Source organism: Sediminibacterium goheungense, assembly GCF_004361915.1.
In the GTDB taxonomy this organism is placed as follows: Bacteria; Bacteroidota; Bacteroidia; order Chitinophagales; family Chitinophagaceae; genus Sediminibacterium; species Sediminibacterium goheungense.
The window spans coordinates 44,469-59,320 of the sequence record NZ_SNWP01000016.1 but is presented as its reverse complement, the minus strand read 5'-3'; the positions used below and the strand labels follow the sequence as shown (position 1 = coordinate 59,320).

At 41.5% G+C, this 14,852-nt stretch carries 16 protein-coding genes; 8 read left to right on the top strand and 8 right to left on the bottom strand.

What is annotated here, in order from left to right; translation table 11 throughout:
* The first annotated feature begins 62 nt into the window (after nt 1–62).
* From BC659_RS16345 to BC659_RS16310, 8 genes are all read left to right on the top strand, one after another.
* A complete protein-coding gene (locus tag BC659_RS16345) occupies nt 63–1,334 on the top strand; it encodes a sigma-54 interaction domain-containing protein (protein ID WP_133475658.1) in 1,272 nt (423 codons plus the stop codon).
* 7 nt (nt 1,335–1,341) lie between these two features.
* Nucleotides 1,342–1,869 (top strand): LptE family protein, encoded by a 528-nt coding sequence (locus tag BC659_RS16340; RefSeq protein WP_246027159.1) that lies wholly within the window; start codon nt 1,342–1,344, stop codon nt 1,867–1,869.
* 43 nt (nt 1,870–1,912) lie between these two features.
* Nucleotides 1,913–2,794, top strand: a complete 882-nt coding sequence (locus BC659_RS16335) for a hypothetical protein (protein WP_133475657.1) — start codon at nt 1,913–1,915, stop codon at nt 2,792–2,794.
* A 1-nt stretch (nt 2,795) separates the two neighbouring features.
* Nucleotides 2,796–3,143, top strand: coding sequence for a preprotein translocase subunit SecG (gene secG / locus BC659_RS16330; RefSeq protein ID WP_133475656.1), 348 nt, complete (start codon nt 2,796–2,798; stop codon nt 3,141–3,143).
* A gap of 67 nt (nt 3,144–3,210) precedes the next feature.
* Entirely contained in the window at nt 3,211–4,236 is a 1,026-nt protein-coding gene (gene mltG, locus BC659_RS16325) for an endolytic transglycosylase MltG (protein ID WP_133475655.1), read from the top strand.
* A 9-nt stretch (nt 4,237–4,245) separates the two neighbouring features.
* Nucleotides 4,246–5,217 carry a YihY/virulence factor BrkB family protein gene (locus BC659_RS16320; protein WP_162847451.1) on the top strand — a complete coding sequence of 324 codons (972 nt, stop codon included), beginning with the start codon at nt 4,246–4,248 and terminating at the stop codon, nt 5,215–5,217.
* 83 nt (nt 5,218–5,300) lie between these two features.
* A complete protein-coding gene (locus tag BC659_RS16315) occupies nt 5,301–5,894 on the top strand; it encodes a thioredoxin family protein (protein WP_133475653.1) in 594 nt (197 codons plus the stop codon).
* Between the two features lie 102 nt (nt 5,895–5,996).
* Nucleotides 5,997–6,182: a hypothetical protein gene (locus BC659_RS16310; RefSeq protein ID WP_133475652.1), complete on the top strand. Its 186-nt coding sequence runs from the start codon at nt 5,997–5,999 to the stop codon at nt 6,180–6,182.
* Nucleotide 6,183: 1 nt separating this feature from the next.
* Here the strand turns inward: BC659_RS16310 and BC659_RS16305 are convergent, their stop codons facing one another.
* From BC659_RS16305 to BC659_RS16900, 8 genes are all read right to left on the bottom strand, one after another.
* A complete protein-coding gene (locus BC659_RS16305) occupies nt 6,184–6,672 on the bottom strand; it encodes a TlpA disulfide reductase family protein (RefSeq protein ID WP_133475651.1) in 489 nt (162 codons plus the stop codon).
* 67 nt (nt 6,673–6,739) lie between these two features.
* A complete protein-coding gene (locus BC659_RS16300; protein ID WP_133475650.1) occupies nt 6,740–7,330 on the bottom strand; it encodes a TrmH family RNA methyltransferase in 591 nt (196 codons plus the stop codon).
* A gap of 116 nt (nt 7,331–7,446) precedes the next feature.
* Nucleotides 7,447–7,896, bottom strand: coding sequence for a hypothetical protein (locus BC659_RS16295; protein ID WP_133475649.1), 450 nt, complete (start codon nt 7,894–7,896; stop codon nt 7,447–7,449).
* 189 nt (nt 7,897–8,085) lie between these two features.
* A complete protein-coding gene (locus BC659_RS16290) occupies nt 8,086–9,099 on the bottom strand; it encodes a dipeptide epimerase (RefSeq protein WP_133475648.1) in 1,014 nt (337 codons plus the stop codon).
* Between the two features lie 123 nt (nt 9,100–9,222).
* Nucleotides 9,223–12,078, bottom strand: a complete 2,856-nt coding sequence (locus tag BC659_RS16285) for a 4-alpha-glucanotransferase (RefSeq protein ID WP_246027158.1) — start codon at nt 12,076–12,078, stop codon at nt 9,223–9,225.
* An 83-nt stretch (nt 12,079–12,161) separates the two neighbouring features.
* Nucleotides 12,162–13,766 (bottom strand): GMC family oxidoreductase, encoded by a 1,605-nt coding sequence (locus BC659_RS16280; protein ID WP_133475647.1) that lies wholly within the window; start codon nt 13,764–13,766, stop codon nt 12,162–12,164.
* A gap of 110 nt (nt 13,767–13,876) precedes the next feature.
* Nucleotides 13,877–14,539, bottom strand: coding sequence for an ATP-binding cassette domain-containing protein (locus tag BC659_RS16275; protein ID WP_133475646.1), 663 nt, complete (start codon nt 14,537–14,539; stop codon nt 13,877–13,879).
* A complete protein-coding gene (locus BC659_RS16900) occupies nt 14,536–14,775 on the bottom strand; it encodes a hypothetical protein (RefSeq protein ID WP_162847450.1) in 240 nt (79 codons plus the stop codon). Before BC659_RS16900 ends, BC659_RS16275 begins: the two co-directional genes overlap by 4 nt.
* Between the last annotated feature and the right edge of the window lie 77 nt (nt 14,776–14,852).

Below are 14,852 nucleotides of genomic sequence, written 5' to 3'. Positions count from 1 at the left end.
AAAATCTGACATCTGCGATCTAGCATCCGACATCCGCGATCAGCGATCAACAAATCTAAATTATGGATCTACAAAGTATAAAAAACAGATTCGGTATCATCGGTAATTCACCGGCACTGAACCATGCGTTAAATACGGCGGTTCAGGTAGCGGCTACCGATCTTACTGTTTTGATAGTGGGCGAAAGTGGTGTGGGTAAGGAAGTATTTTCGCAGATTATTCATGCATTGTCTGCACGCAAACACAATCCATTTATCGCAGTAAACTGTGGCGCCATTCCGGAAGGCACAATTGATTCAGAACTCTTCGGTCATGAGAAAGGCGCATTTACCGGTGCGGTAGACAGCCGCAAAGGTTATTTTGAAACCGTGAGTGGTGGTACCATCTTTCTGGATGAAATCGGAGAAATGCCATTGGGTACACAGGCCCGCCTGTTACGTGTATTGGAAACCGGAGAATTTATACGTGTGGGTTCATCCAAAGTACAGAAAACAGATGTACGTGTAATTGCTGCCACCAACCGCGAATTACTGGAGTTTACACAGAAAGGACGTTTCAGGGAAGACTTATATTACCGTTTGAGTACGGTTCCGATACGTGTACCTTCTTTACGCGACCGAAAAGAAGATGTACTCCTCCTCTTCCGGAAATTTGTGGTGGATTTTGCAGAACGCTATAAAACTTCGCCGGTTCAGCTGGATGATGATGCCAAATCAATGTTAATTAACCATCCCTGGCAGGGCAACGTACGTGAATTAAAGAATATTGCAGAACAGATTTCGGTGTTGAGTCCAACCAACCAGATATCAGGGGCCACATTGGCTCAGTTTCTGCCCGACCAGAACAAATACTCACGTATGCCCGTACTGGCAGCTCAGGCAGGAAATTATACGGGTGAGTTTGCCAACGAGAGAGAAATTTTATACAAGTTGTTTTTCGACATGAAGAAGGATGTAACGGAGCTGAAAAAAATGTTTCTGGAAATTTTACAGAACCCTTCTCTGGCTGGTTCGGCAGCCAATTTCACCCGTGATTCTTTGTTGCAGGAATTTCAGGTAAATGGCGGAGATATGCAACAGGTTATGAATAGTGCTGTTAGTTCACCACATCAGATACTACCGGTTACCAACGGACAGCCGGTATTGCTTCATGAAGAAGATATTCATCACCACGAAGAAGTAGAGGAATCACTGAATATTATGGATAAGGAAAAAGAACTGATACTGAAAGCGCTGAAAAAACATAAGGGTAAACGTCGGGATGCTTCCATCGATCTGGGTATCAGTGAAAGAACTTTATACCGAAAACTGAAGGAATACGATATTGAAGAATAACAGGACTATGAAAAAAATAACAGGATCATATCATTTCAACTACCTTTTCATTTGTTTGAGCATAGTGATGCTCCTTTCGGCCTGTAAAGTGAAGTATGCATTCAACGATGCGGTGATTGATCCGAAAGTAAAAACGATCAAGTTGGAATTTATTGATAATAAGGCCAGCTATATCAACCCGCAGTTGAGTCCAAAACTGAATGATAAACTGCAGCAAAAAATTACCAATCAGACAAAACTTACCCGTGTTACCAGCGACGATGCTCATTATGTGGTTAGCGGTAGTATTGTTACTTATAATGGTACCCAGACTGTGGGTATCAGTAACCGGCAGGCAAGTACCAACCGTTTAACTGTTACCATTAAAATAAAGCTTAAAAAGAACCTGGAGAATACCCAGGATGATTTCGAAGTAAGCAGGAGCTTTGATTACAGCGCCAATCTTTCTTTCAATACAGCTGAGGCCCAGTTGCTGGATGAAGTGGTTAGAAATATGGTGGATGAGATTTTCAACCGACTTTTTTCTAACTGGTAATCAATTAGTACATTTATCGTTACGAAATAAGCCATCAACCAATATGAGTTCCATCCGGGAGAAAGTATTCATGCATATAACGGGTCAGTCATCCGCAGAACTGGTTCCGGTTGATCAGTTAGAAGCATTGGTAACCTCTTACCCCTATTTCTCCCCTGCCAGGATTCTCTATAGTAGTAAATTAAAGCAGGAAGGCAATACAAATGCTTATACAGCATCCCTGGGAACCTCCCTTTTACATGTAAGCAATCCGCTTTGGATGCAGTACCTGTTGGAAACGGATACTATTTCAGAAACGGTGGGTATGCCGGAAACACCAGTAGTTGATAAACCTGCCGGTAAACCCATTACCATTCCTTCGATTGATGATGTAAGGGATATTATTCGTTCGATTGATCCCCGAAAGGCTCCAGACAATCCGCCTGATGTGGATGATACAGAAGAAATGATTGATGAAACGGAGGATCTGCCCTTACCTGATACCAAATTATCCGGTCTTTTATCTGAGCAGTTGGCCGATTTTAAGAAACCGGTGGAAGCCAGCGATAAGCTGGAGATTGAAACGGAGCGCCTTCATACCATCGATTATTTTGCCTCTCAGGGTATCCGTGTAGACCTGAATAAGATGCCACAGGATAAGCTCACTTCGCAGTTAAGGAAATTTACTGACTGGCTGAAGGAAATGAAGCACCACCAGCAGCAGCCAAACGACCTTGGTACCGGCACCGATCTTGAGCAGGCTGTGGCCCTGATAGCTGAAAATTCGAATGAATCGAGGGAAGTGGTGACCGAAACCATGGCCGAAGTACTCGAAAAACAGGGGCAAACGGAGAAAGCCATCCAGCTGTACATTAAATTAAGTTTCATAAATCCTGAAAAATCCGCTTATTTTGCGGCCAAGATTCAACATTTAAAAGGTATATAAAATGATCATTCTGTTTCTTGTTCTGATTGTGTTAGCCTGTGTGGCACTGGGTTTTGTTGTTTTGATTCAGAACCCCAAAGGCGGCGGTCTCTCTGCCAATGTGGGTGGCTTAACCAACAATTTCATGGGCGTAAAGCAAACCACCGATGTTTTGGAAAAAGGTACCTGGATCTTTGCCAGCATCATTGCAGTTCTGGCACTGGTTTCAAGCCTGTTTCTCAAAGGCGGTTCCAGCGTTGATAATTCTGTTTTACAAAAAGTAAACACAACCACCAGCCAGCCCGCTCCCAAACCCGCTGTTCCGGTGAATACTACAACAGCAGCTACGCCCGATACCGGCAAGAAATAAGTATAAAAAAAGTATTCCCAAAACCCTGCCTGTACTACAGACAGGGTTTTTTATTTAATTTGATGATATGAAACGCATCATTGGCTGGATATTCCTCTTTTTTGTAGTAGTTATTACGCTTGCTGCCTGGCTACTGTTTGGCAGTACCACTGCTTTTGATGAGAAAAGCCGCTATTTTATCATCAGAGAAGGACAAACACATAAAGAGGCTGTTTTAAAGATTCTGCTGGAAGAAAAAATAGTATCCCGTACAACCGGTTTACAAATAATCGGTTCATTTACTACTGTATGGCCCAAACTGAAAATGGGAAAATATGAGGTAAAGAAAGGACAGTCGGCTTTTTCCATTGCCCGTATGCTGCGCAATGGCAGACAGGCCGAACTGAAACTGGTGATTAATAAACTGCGAACAAAAGCCGACCTCGCTAAACTGATTGGTAAACAGTTTGCCACCGACTCAGCTACTGTCATGGCTTTTCTTTCTTCCAATGATTCTTTACAGCAACTCGAAACCGATACCACACGCCTGTTTACCCGAATTATTCCTGATACCTATATTTTTTACTGGAACACCCCACTGGTTAAAATGATGCGTAAACTGAAAGATAACAGTGAGCAGTTCTGGCAAAAAAATAACCGGCTGGCAAAGGCCAAGGCAAAAGGACTTTCACAGACCGATGCTTATATCCTGGCTTCCATTGTTGAGGAAGAAACCAATTTCGACAGCGATAAGTATAAAATTGCCAGCGTTTACCTAAACAGGCTGAAGAAAGAAATGCCCTTGCAGGCCTGTCCTACTATTAAATACGCCATGCAGGATTTTACCATCACACGTATTTATGAGAAGTATCTCAGCAACCCCTCCCCCTATAATACGTACCGTAGAAAAGGACTCCCCCCTGGCCCAATCTGTACACCCTCACCAAAAACACTGGATATTATACTGGAAGCACCTGTAACCGACTATCTTTTCTTTGTAGCCAAAAGCGATTTCAGCGGTTACCATCATTTCAGTGCCACTTATGAAGAACATGATAAGTATGCAAAAGAATACCAGAAACAATTAGATATTTATATGGCCCATAAAAAATAACCATTCATTTTGATCAAACTGCAACGGCTTATTATTTCATGGAAACCCATTGCTTTTGTAATACGCAAAAGCAAGACCCTACATGTTCCGGGGTTCCAGGGCTTACCGTTGTTTGATGTGGTAGTTTTCTTTTTTAAGCAGATCAATAAAGTGGGATTAAATGAAAGAGCGGCAGCCATTTCATTTAACCTGATCATGGCCTTACCTGCGGCACTGTTATTTCTATTCTCACTCATTCCTTATTTTCCGGAAGCAATGCATGTCGACAAACAAATACTCAGTTTGTTTAAAGACATTACGCCTGATACAAAAACTTATCGGTTCCTAAGCAATATTGTACAGGGGCTGATGGAAAAACATGTTGGTATTTTCTCATTCGGTTTTCTACTCCTGATATTTTATGCATCAAATGCGATGATTGGCATCATCCGTACATTCGACAGATCTATACAGCAGCAAAAAGGATTTATCTTTCACCAACGTTGGAGAGCCATACAGATGACCGCTATTTTAATTTTACTGGTCATCGGTTCATCACTGATACTCATCGGACAGCAACAATTATCTGCTTTGATGAACAGTCTTTTCAAAATAGGCGATGCAACACGCGATAAGCTCTTGCCATTATGGAATGCGCTACGATGGCTGGTTATTATCGGGTTGGTTTTTTATGGTATTGCGCTTACTTACCGCTATGGCCCATCGGTTACAAAGCGCTGGAAGCTTGTTTCACCTGGATCACTGCTGGCTACATTTCTCACACTGGCCACCACATTGGTATTTTCATATTGGGTAAGCTTATTTGCCAGCTCAAGTTATAATCGCATTTATGGATCTATTGGAACCGTGCTGATTCTGATGCTGCTTATGTACATTAATTCGTTAATTTTATTGATAGGATTTGAATTAAACGTAAGTATTACTTACCTTACGAAAGAGGCTGAATTACGCCAGCAAAAAGAAGCTGCTCAACCTGCCTGATCCTGTATACTGCACCTGCTGAAGAACCATACTAGCTCAACCAGATAGGATTTTATCTGTTATCATTAATAAAACATACACTTATGAAAAAAATGCTTTTTTCGGCACTGTTGCTGGGCATGATGGTAGTTACCCATGCGCAATCCATTGCCGTTGGTGCCAACCTGCCAATGGGTGATGTTAAACTGAAGGATGTATCAGGAAAAGAATTATCCATTAAGGATGCCATGCAAAAAAATGGCGTACTCGTGATGTTTTCCTGCAACACCTGTCCATATGTAGTGAAGAACCAGCAAAGAACCCTGGATATCGCAGCCTATGCCAAACAAAATAATATTGGCATCATACTGCTTAACTCGAATGAAGGCTCCAGAGATGATGCTGATTCGTATGCAGCCATGAAAGAATATGCTAAAAACCAGCAATACAACTTTCCATACGTGGTTGATGAGGATTCTAAACTGGCCAATGCTTTTGGTGCTACACGCACACCTGAGCTTTTCTTATTTGACGCAAATGGCAAGTTACAATATAAAGGTGCTATCGATGATAACCCATCAGATGCAGGTAGTGTAAAAAGAGTGCATGCCAGAGAAGCCATCACAGAACTGGTAAATGGCAAGTCAGTTTCCCTGAAAGAAAGCCGTTCGGTTGGCTGTTCAATTAAACGAAGTTAATCCCCCCATACATAAAAAAGCGTGGTAGTTTTTAAAATTACCACGCTTTTTTTATGGAAATGACCGACACCAGCATCTTTTTTATAACCAAACCTCTGTTTTATGAGACCTCTATTCATTATCATCATGCTGGTATTGATTGCTTATGCTATTGCACAAGGCATCAATTATGGAAGTATAAAAGGTATTGTATTAGGCACCTGCAGCCTGATTGCATTGGTTTATGCTATCTACTTAACCCATAAGCTGGACAAGCAGGCAAAAGAAAGTGAAAATGAGTACCAGTAGCTTACTGCGCGGTTAAGGCTTTTAATTCCATCAGTAAACGCTGTTCGGGTAATTGCTGGGCATAAAATTTCCGGTAGCCCTTCTTTTTGTTTACCATCAAGGTAACCGGAATAGCACCATCCCATTGTTTGTCAATTTTCGGACAGAAGTCATCCGCATTGGTTTCATCCAGCCATACAATGGAAGAGGTATAATTATTCTTTTTTGCGAAGGCTGCAATCCCTTTTGGATAGTCATCTGCAAAATCGAGACTTACCAATAATAATTTCACCTTCTGGTCACTGAAGGCGGCTACTGATTTCTCAAACCAGGGAATTTCCTTGATACAAGGCGCGCACCAGCTGGCCCAGAAATTTACCACCAATGGCACCGATGTGGTATCAATGATCTTTATGAGTTCATTGATCTTTACTTTTCTGATCTGAGGAACCTGTGCCTGCGTTTGATAGAAAACGAACAGTAAAAGTGCCAATGCTATTATCTTCTTCATATTTTCAAATTAGTGGTGACACTTTTCTAACCTTTCTCCGGACTGAAGCCCGGAGAAAGGTTAGAAATTAATCTAATTCTTTAAAGCCCCATTCCGTCAATAGTTGATCCTGTCTTTCGGCCGGCATTGAAATGCGATCATAATGCCCTGCCAGTTTCTTCTGACGGCTTGCTTCGTAAATACTTACAGCACAGGCCACAGAAATGTTCAGACTCTGGATAATCCCCATTTGCGGGATGATAAAATTACCATCAGACAAAACCCTGATTTCATCACTAACACCCGCATGTTCGTTACCAAATACCAGCGCGATACTCTCTGTAAAATCGATATCGTATAAACTAACCGCGTCAGATGAAAGATGGGTCGTTAAAATTTTACTGTAATGCTTTCTCAGGTCTGCAAAACACAGCTGCGCATCTTCATACTGATGCACCGTTAACCATTTGGCAGCGCTACTACTACTCTTGGCCCCGAATTTCTGGTGCCGCGGGATCTTTGTGTTGAGAATATAGATGTCCTGTATACCCACCGCATCACAGGTACGCATAACGGCCGATATATTGTGTGGATCCTGTACATTTTCCATAACAACAGCTAAATCCGCCTGTCTGTTATGTAAAACGCGTAATAGCTTCTCTCTTCTTTCCGGTGTCATACCCCGAAAATCGGTACTAAACGAGACATAAACAAATGAAACAGAGGAACAGAGAAATAGAAGAATAACCAACTTCGAAATTCTATATTGGATATTTCTCTGTTCCTCTGTTTCTATCACCACCTTCTGCGATCATGGCCTCGTCTTTCCCAACGGTCATCATCTCGGTCATGGCCTCTTCTTTTGTCAACAATTACTACCGGGGGTCTGTATGCCATATACTGACGGCCGTATCTTTCACGGTAATAATTCGGACGGATAAAAGGATTTGGATCATTGATCACTATTTTCTGACCTCGATAGAGATCAAAACCTCTGTAAGCACGGGGCAAATCATTCACATAAATCCAGTTACCTCTATCGAGGTACACAAACCTGCGTTGGGGGATATTGTAATACACATCAATTTCAGGAAAATAATAGAAATCACCTGCATAGTTACCGGGAAGTCCCCAGGCTGGTCGCTGACCGATATTCACATTGAGGTTTACCCTTACCTGTGCATCGGGTGTGTTGATAATGAATATAGAAAGCAGGATTGTAATGGGTAAAATTTTCTTTTTCATGATGAATGGTTTTATACTTTGTATAAGCCAAACGCAATGCCAGAAAAAGAAAGAACTGTTATAAAAAAGTGAATTCCCATAACCACCTTCCATTCTCCCTGCGAGAAACATTTTGAATTAGTAGTTTACGAAAATGCGTAACGGTTTTTTGCAGGGAGAAAGGGAGAAGGAAAGATTTAATACTATGAATCAGGAGAGTCGAATACCTAATCCAGGATTTCCCGATAAGGTAATATGTCCATCGTTATATTGAAGTCCCGTAGCAATATCTTCGGCCAGTAACAAAGGGCCATCCATATCAACATAATCCAGTTGCGGCAGAAATTGTGCAATGGCTGCAGAACCGATGGTAGATTCATTCATACTACCCATCATAACTTTTAAACCCAGCGTTCGTGCTTCCTGAATCATTCGCAACGCAGGTGTCATACCACTGCATTTAGTTAATTTAATATTGATACCATGAAAATGACCGGCACATTTTTTAACATCATGCTCTGATACACATGACTCATCCGCATACAGGGGCAATGCAGACTTTTCATAGAGTATTTTCATCCCCTCCCAGTTATCTTTTGCTAAGGGCTGTTCAATAAACTCTACACCCAGTGTAGCCAATTGCGGAATTTTACTCAATGCTTCCTCAATAGTCCAACCGGCATTGGCATCAATTCTGAAAGTAGCATCTGTGTACTGTCGTAAGGCTTCTATAATCGCAATATCCTGTGGTGTACCCAGCTTAATTTTATATACCGGCCACGGATGAGCTTTCATTTTATTGATCATAATATCGATGGTATCGATGCCAATCGTGTAATCAGTTACAGGTGTATTTTCCCATTGGGTTTCCCATAACTGATAAACCGGTTTCCCTTTCATTTTTCCGAATAGATCCCAGCAGGCCATATCCAGTGCGCAAACCAAAAATGGATTATTGGGAATCAGGTGATGCAGGTAATGCCAGTAACGTTCCGGCTCTGTAAGGGCAAACTTTTCAATCATCTTACGGTACTTCTCCAGATCAGCCATCATCTCTTCCACCGTAATATTGTAATAGGTAATAGCGGGTGCTTCCCCAAACCCCATAAAAGGTCCTAATTCAAGCGCCACTATTAAAGATGGCTGGTGTGTTTTGGTTCTACCGTTTGATATTGTAAAAGGATATTGAAAAGGCAGATTAACAGCCCGGTAACTCAGCTTCAAGGGAATTGTTTTTGGAAGCGTAAAGATAGAGGAAGAATGTCAGATGGCAGATGTCAGATATCAGATTTTACATCTGCTATCTGACATCACTTAGTTATTTCCTGTTCCTTATTTCTAATTTTCTCAGCTTCTTCCGCTTGCTTCAATATATCCTTTTAACTCATTGGTAAAAGACACTTCTTTCATTAGTTCTTCCATACTCAGGTGCATACGGTAGCGCCAGTAGTGTTTGGGATTGGCAGGTATATTGATTCTTTCCTGATTGGGATCTTCTCTACGCAAAGCAGCATTCATACCTAATAAATCCTGTAACTGAAACACAGCCCACATAGCCGGTGAATACAAATGTTGCAATACAATAGCCTGATTGATCCAGGCTTCACAATACGCAGGTGCTTCACCCCATTGACCGAGTTCATGGTTATAAAACTGTTGAATCCGTTCACGGTCTTCTTCCCACCAGCCACGTATAGTACTCATATCATGTGTGGAAGGTGTTACCACACTCAGGTAAGGTGCATCATTGGGATGAAAGAAATCTTTTTTCGGATCTTTCGGCATCCTTTGTATTTCGAGACTTAACAAACCCAGTTGTTTCATTACATCGGGCACACAATCGGGTACCATACCCAGGTCTTCTCCACAGATCAGCATATTGGTTACCCGCTTTAATGCAGGTAATTTTTGTAAGGCTTCCTGTTTCCAGAATTCATCCTGACGACGATAGAAATAATCAACATACAAATCTTTCAGCAAACCCTGCACATGTGTGTCTAAGTAGCGATAAGAAGAAGTATTCTCTATACCGATACGGAAATGAAAATGCTCATGATCGTTTTCTGCGGCAGGAAACAGTATCACATTACTGATCAGGTTATACAGTCCCTTCTTTACTTTTTCATGTTGTTCGTCTTGTTCCAGTGTATGAAAATGAGTTTCTACCTTTCTTTGCGTGGCAAACGAAGGCTTTAGGGTATAATGACCAAAACCATCATAATCCAGAAACTCTTTTTTCACCAATTCATTATCGTATCCGAACAGTTCCCATAAAATATTGTCATTGATAAAGGGTTTGGTAAACCGGTGATGATCGAAAGAAATACCTCTCTGCTGAAATTCATTGATATGAACCGGAATGGCCGGCACAAAACGACCGAGTATACCTTCTACCGCATCCATGGGAATACTCCATATGCGGAAGAATCCAAGGATATGATCAATACGGAATGCATCGAAATAGTAACCCATCTGCTCAAAACGCTGTTTCCACCATGCAAAGCCATCGGCCTGCATCTGTTGCCAGTTATAGGTAGGAAAGCCCCAGTTCTGACCCGCTACTGCAAAATCATCCGGTGGAGCACCTGCCTGTGCATCCATATGATACAATTCAGGATGCTGCCATGCATCAGCTCCATGGCGGTAAACTCCGATGGCAATATCTCCTTTCACTATAATACCATGATCGTGTGCATAGGCAGTGGCTTCTTTTAATTGTACATGGAGTTGGTATTGTACATAATAATGAAGCGCTATCTCCGTATGGGCAGCCGATTCTCTGGCTGTTAAAAAGTCTATTTCCTGCTGGTTAAAATGTCTGTATGCCGGCCATTGGTTAAAATCAACCGTACCATACTGATCTCGGAGGTAACAGAAAGCAGCGTATGATTGTAACCAGTGTTTATTCTGCTCAAAGTATTCCTGAAATCCGGCTGATGAAAGTGTATCCTGTCCTTTTGCTGTATATATTTTCTGTATCAGCTTCGTTTTAAAACCAATCACAGCTTCATAATCAATTTCGGGCAGTGCGTTTAATTTTGCTTTTTCTACATTGATTTGTTTCTGCAATTTCACATCATCTTTTACCAATGCATCCAGGTTCAGGTAAAGCGGGTGTAATGCAAAAGCTGAAATAGCAGCATAGGGATAAGAATCTGTCCAGCTATGTGTGGCTGTAGTGTCGTTGACAGGCAATAACTGAATCATCTTCAACCCGGCTTTAACAGCCCAGTCTACCATTTTTTTGAGATCCGTAAACTCGCCAACGCCTAAACCATGTTCGGTTCTGATACTGAATACAGGAATCGCAACACCTGCTCCTTTCCATACATTATTGGGTAATACCGCAAAACCGTCATTTACCATCATGAGCTTATCTTTTACAGATGCTTCATGCAGGATACGGTTATTGCCATCTTCATACCTAACCAATCGTTGTGCGATAGTATCGTAGACTCCATATTTATAGGCTATCGGAAAATTTTCTTTACTCAGGTTCAATTCAATCCGATAAAAATCACTGCCATCATCTTTACTCATCAGCAATGGGTCGCTACTATCCCAGTATCCAAATGTATTACCGCTACCTAACACACAAACTGTTTGTCCTTTCTGTAACAAAGGGGTTTTTACACTGAGTATATGTGAAACAGATGTTACCTTCTTTGTTTTTACATGTATTGCGTTAGAGCGAAGCAATACTTTCGTAAACGGCTCCGTATAAAAAGCATTTTCAAAATACCCTGCATAGTTCCATGTATCGATAATATGCAGTTCAGTTACTTTCAGCGATTTCGGATCAAATGATTTATCATTACCCCAATCGTGCTGTATACTTCCATCGGCATTTCTTAACAAATAATGGTAGGTAACCGGCCCTGTGCAATCTGCCGTTTCAAATGGAACAGTTAATACCCAATATTCTTCATTAAAGTACTGCATGGGTACGGCCTGTTCAGGTTGGCCATTACCCAGTAAAGGGTGATCGCCAAGAATCAGCAGGTCCTGTCCGAAACTGGTATGAAAGCGTAATTGAAAAGTGATATGTTTAACACCTGTGACCGCCTTCACTGCCGACTTTTTAGCAGCGGGCGGGGTCTTCACCTTTTTTTTTGCAGCGGTATTCTTTTTCTTTGTTACCACTTCAGGTACAGACACAGGTTGGCCTTTTTTGGGAGCAATCGTTTTCTTGGTCGTAGCCACTTGAGCAGTTTTAGAAGTCACAAAGTAATTATTTAATGTGTAAATACAACACAATAGTTTCCAAACAGGGAGGCAAAACTAAGTTAGTTGGCTGATTTTATGAGATCGGAAGCTTTTTCGGCAATCATAATGGTAGCCGCATTGGTATTTCCTGCCACAATAATGGGCATAACAGAAGCGTCAACCACCCTCAAGGCTTTGATACCATGTACCCTGAGTTGGCTATCGGTTACGGCCAATGAATCTTCCCCCATTTTACAGGTGCCTACCGGGTGGTACAAGGTTTCTAAACTTCTGTTGATATGTGCATGCAGCGAAGATTCATTATCTGGTTCTGCGGGTAACACCATTCCGTTTTCAAAATAAGCATCCAGGGCATGACTACGCATCAGACCGATCGCTTTTTGAAGTCCGGCCAGTAACATAGAACGATCAGCTGGTTCTGCCAACACATTGGGATTGATGAGCGGATAATCTTTCGGATTAGCCGATTTTAATCCGATAGCCCCCCTGCTTTGTGGTTTTAACAATATGGCCATGACCCCTACCCCGTTTTTTCGGGGAAAAGTTTTCAGGTCATAAATATCCGTGCTGTAATCATCCGCAATACCGACCGGTGCAAAATGGAACTGAATATCGGGACGTGATGATTGGTTATCGAGCGACACAAATGCATTAGCCTCAATCGGACTATTCGACAGCGGCCCTTTTTTCATGAGCAATTGCTGCAGGAGGGCCATCCCCATATTCCAGGGAGCTAATAAATGATTGGCTGTAGGGATGATGGTATGGGCACCTGTACCTACCCATACATGATCCTGAAGGTTTTTACCAACACCAGTCAATGGATGAATCACATTAATACCAGCTCTGCCCAATTCAACAGGATCACCAATACCAGATAGCATCAGTATTTGTGGCGATTGTATAGTACCTGCCGATACAATTACTTCTTTGTTACAATTAATACGTTCGGATCCATGATTACCTATCATAACTTCAACACCTACCGCCCTGCCATTTTCAATCAGTATGGATTTTACCTGACTTCCCGTTCTTATAGTAAGATTGGAACGTTTCATCACCGGCTTGAGAAAAGCAGTGGCGGCACTATGCCTTCTGTTGTTTTTAATGGTAAACTGAAGCAGTGATGCCCCAAGTTGTTCCGCCCCGTTATAATCATCGTTTCTGGGAATACCTGATTCCATACAGGCTTGTATAAACACTTCTGAAAGCGGATGTGGTTGTTTAGATTGGGTAATATTCAATTCCCCGTTCCAACCATGATAATCACCGCCAAACTGTTCGTTGTGTTCTGATTTTTTGAAATAAGGTAAGACTTCCTCAAACGACCATCCTTTATTTCCCAGTGCGGCCCACTCATCATAGTCGGCCCTGTTACCACGAACGTAAGCCATAGCATTGGTAGCACTGCTACCTCCTAAAGTTTTACCACGGGGTATAAACAGTTTCCGGTTATCAATGGCTTTCTGTGGCGTGCTCCAGAAGGCCCAGTCAACTTCCGACCGGTGCAGCTTACCATAACCACCGGGAATATGTATTTCCATTTTTTTATCGGGCCCACCCGCTTCTAACAAAAGTACTTTACACTGATTGTCTTCCGATAAACGGTTAGCCAGTACACAGCCGGCAGAACCTGCACCAATTATAATGTAGTCGAACGACATACTAAATACTTTACAGTTAGTTCCCAGGATCAACTCCCGAAATACGATGAACTAAATATAAGAGAATTTATTAAGTGACGAAATCTCTGATAGATTAGTTATTGAATCCTTTATACCAATCCGTTTATATAACCAAATCTTTCAAGGTCAGCCGTGCTTTTAGCCAGATGAGCTACGCCGTCTTTCAAAACATAAAGACGATCAGAGATATCGGTTACCTGATGATACAGGTGATCTGTTATGAAAAATCCTTTTGTCAGTTTTTCCTTTTGTATCAACACTTTCAAAACCTCCACCTGCATGGGTGTTACATGAGAAAACGGTTCATCGAGCATTGAAAATATTGATTGTGCTTTTATGATAAGGTATACTTCTAGCAGCCGGCGCTCTCCGCCAGATAGTTTTCCAATACGGGAATGATAAACAGATTGAAACGCAGGAAACAGGGCTTCAAAATCATCGTAATTCAATCTGAAATCAGAAAACACTTGTTTTACAGATAAAAATGAGGGTATGAAATTGAACTGTGGTAAATAAGTTAAAAGATCCGGACGTTTAAAAGCCTGCAGAATAGAGGTTCCATTAATGCGTACTGATTTATTCAATGCAGGTAAATTTCCATATATGACATTCATCAGTGAACTTTTACCAGTTCCGTTTCTTCCCAGAATAGCAGTTATGCTCCCAGTTTCACATCGTATATAAATGTCCGACAATATTTTCCTTGACCCGAACGACAACAGAATACCATCGGCTTCCAGTTTTTGGCTCATTTCATTTTATGAATTACGATGAGGGAAATAATGAAAATCAAAAAATCAAAGCCCAGAGATACCGTCCAAAGTTTCTGTTTGGAAATGCCCAGATTCTGGTAGTAATAAAATTCTTTTGCTTTGTAGGTATTGACAAAGTAATACAGCAAACATGTAGCAGCTATTTTAAACCAGAAAATAGCCATAAAACTTTCGATACCATTTTTCCAGAACACAGTGATGCAAATTGCTGTCATTAGAAGTGATGCAAACAAAAAACTACGATAAAAAGTAAATATGAGCCGCATACCGGGATAGAACGGATAATGAGATA

Bases quoted from the DNA above. Each gene is read 5' to 3' on its own strand.
- BC659_RS16345 (WP_133475658.1), top strand. From the start codon at position 63: ATGGATCTACAAAGTATAAAAAACAGATTCGGTATCATCGGTAATTCA.
- BC659_RS16340 (WP_246027159.1), top strand. From the start codon at position 1,342: ATGAAAAAAATAACAGGATCATATCATTTCAACTACCTTTTCATTTGT.
- BC659_RS16335 (WP_133475657.1), top strand. From the start codon at position 1,913: ATGAGTTCCATCCGGGAGAAAGTATTCATGCATATAACGGGTCAGTCA.
- secG (WP_133475656.1), top strand. From the start codon at position 2,796: ATGATCATTCTGTTTCTTGTTCTGATTGTGTTAGCCTGTGTGGCACTG.
- mltG (WP_133475655.1), top strand. From the start codon at position 3,211: ATGAAACGCATCATTGGCTGGATATTCCTCTTTTTTGTAGTAGTTATT.
- BC659_RS16315 (WP_133475653.1), top strand. From the start codon at position 5,301: ATGAAAAAAATGCTTTTTTCGGCACTGTTGCTGGGCATGATGGTAGTT.
- BC659_RS16310 (WP_133475652.1), top strand. From the start codon at position 5,997: ATGAGACCTCTATTCATTATCATCATGCTGGTATTGATTGCTTATGCT.
- BC659_RS16305 (WP_133475651.1), bottom strand. From the start codon at position 6,672: ATGAAGAAGATAATAGCATTGGCACTTTTACTGTTCGTTTTCTATCAA.
- BC659_RS16300 (WP_133475650.1), bottom strand. From the start codon at position 7,330: ATGACACCGGAAAGAAGAGAGAAGCTATTACGCGTTTTACATAACAGA.
- BC659_RS16295 (WP_133475649.1), bottom strand. From the start codon at position 7,896: ATGAAAAAGAAAATTTTACCCATTACAATCCTGCTTTCTATATTCATT.
- BC659_RS16280 (WP_133475647.1), bottom strand. From the start codon at position 13,766: ATGTCGTTCGACTACATTATAATTGGTGCAGGTTCTGCCGGCTGTGTA.
- BC659_RS16275 (WP_133475646.1), bottom strand. From the start codon at position 14,539: ATGAGCCAAAAACTGGAAGCCGATGGTATTCTGTTGTCGTTCGGGTCA.
- BC659_RS16900 (WP_162847450.1), bottom strand. From the start codon at position 14,775: ATGACAGCAATTTGCATCACTGTGTTCTGGAAAAATGGTATCGAAAGT.